The following is a 1,580-nucleotide window of genomic DNA, read 5'->3' as shown; positions in this document are numbered from 1 at the left end:
GGCTTGGACGGCGCGGGCTCGACGGGAGCGGGCGCGGTGGGGTTGGTGCGCGTGGCGCGCAGGGTGCGGCGCAGCTTGGACAGGTGCTGACGCAGGGGATCCGCGGAGTTGGGGCGCGTCTCCGGGTCCTTGGTGAGCATCTGCAGGATGAAGGCGTCCACCGCGGGCGGCAGGTCGGGGACGAACTCCGACGGCCGGGGAGGGCGCGCCTCCACGTGCTTCATGAGCAGGTCCACCGGGGAGCTGCCGATGAAGGGCAGCCGGCCGGTGACGATTTCGAAGGTGACGACGCCCATGGCGTACAGGTCCGTCATGGGCCCCACGGACTGGCCGCGGGCCTGCTCGGGCGCCATGTACTCCGGAGTGCCGACGACCATGTCGGTGCGCGTCTGCGCGGTGCGGCCGGTGGGGCCTTCGCCGCGCTTGGCGAGCCCGAAGTCCAGCAGCTTCACGTAGCGCGAGCCGTCCGGCTGGCGCACGAGGAAGATGTTGCTGGGCTTCAGGTCGCGGTGCACCACGCCCGCGCCGTGCGCGGCGCCCAGGGCGGCGAGCACCTCATCCAGGAGGGACAGGGCCTCCGGGACGGGGAGGCGGCCCTTCTCCGCGAGGATGGCGTCCAGCGGCTGGCCATCCAGGTACTCCATGACGATGTACTGGCGACCGTCCGGGAGCTGGCCGAAGCCGAAGATGTCGATGATGCCGCGGTGGCGGATGGCGTTGACGGCGCGGGCCTCCGCGAGGAGGCGGGCCACCTGTTCTGACGAGTGCGCCAGTTCAGGGCGCAGCACCTTCACGGCGACGCGCTTGCCGATAAGGGGCTGGATGCCCTCGTAGACGAGCCCCATGCCGCCCACGCCGATGCGTGCGCGCAGCTCGTACTCGCCCAGCTTCAGGCCGATGAGGGGGTCGGTGATGGCGGTCGCTTCGGTACCGGGGTGCTCCACGATGACCTTCGGTTCCGGTGGAGTCGGCTGGAACGACGACAGCACGACGGTGCCATCGCGAGGGCATACCGCCGTCTCGGACGGAACGGTGAGGCCGCAGGTTTCGCAGATCAGCTCGGAAGACATCTCCACCACGGGGGAGCGTAACAGGTGAAATCCCGGGAAGCGAAGTCAGGGCCCGGTGCACGCCGGGCAAGCAAACAGGCACCTGCCCCCAGGTCGCGTTTTCTCACCCGCTGGTGTCACCCAGCGGGCGATGCAGTGAGTCAGGGCGTTCCGGCGTCCACGAAGGTGCAGTCGATGGATTCCCGAGAGACGCCTACGACGCCGGCATCAAGTTCGCTGATGCCACCCAGTCCTCCAGGACCAATTTTCGCATCGAACGGTTGTGACCTGACGATGGTCGAGCTGACACACCACGTGCCGACCGAAGGCCCTCCTCCGCCACCTCCTCCGGCACCTCCCTTGCCACCCTGACCACCACTGCCTCCCTGACCCCCGACGCCGCTTTCGATGATGACGTCGTTGGGAGCAACGGTGGTGGTCTCTTTGGCGCCCGCTCCACCCAGTCCGCCCTGCCCACCCTGGCCACCCACTCCTCCAGGGCCACCCACCCCTCCAGGGCTGTCTCTTATA

Annotated in this window: 1 protein-coding gene; it reads right to left on the bottom strand. The window is 68.9% G+C overall.

All coding sequences use genetic code 11. The annotated features are described in order from the left end of the window. Window positions 1-1,070, bottom strand: a 1,070-nt coding sequence (locus tag D7W82_RS39565) for a serine/threonine-protein kinase (RefSeq protein ID WP_147439784.1), incomplete at its 3' end; no start/stop codon positions are given. Window positions 1,071-1,580 lie beyond the last annotated feature (510 nt).

Origin of the sequence: Corallococcus sp. CA049B (assembly GCF_003611685.1) — a bacterium.
Classification (GTDB): domain Bacteria; phylum Myxococcota; class Myxococcia; order Myxococcales; family Myxococcaceae; genus Corallococcus; species Corallococcus coralloides.
Note: the sequence above shows the minus strand (reverse complement) of the source record. Positions and strands in the feature narration are given on the sequence as shown.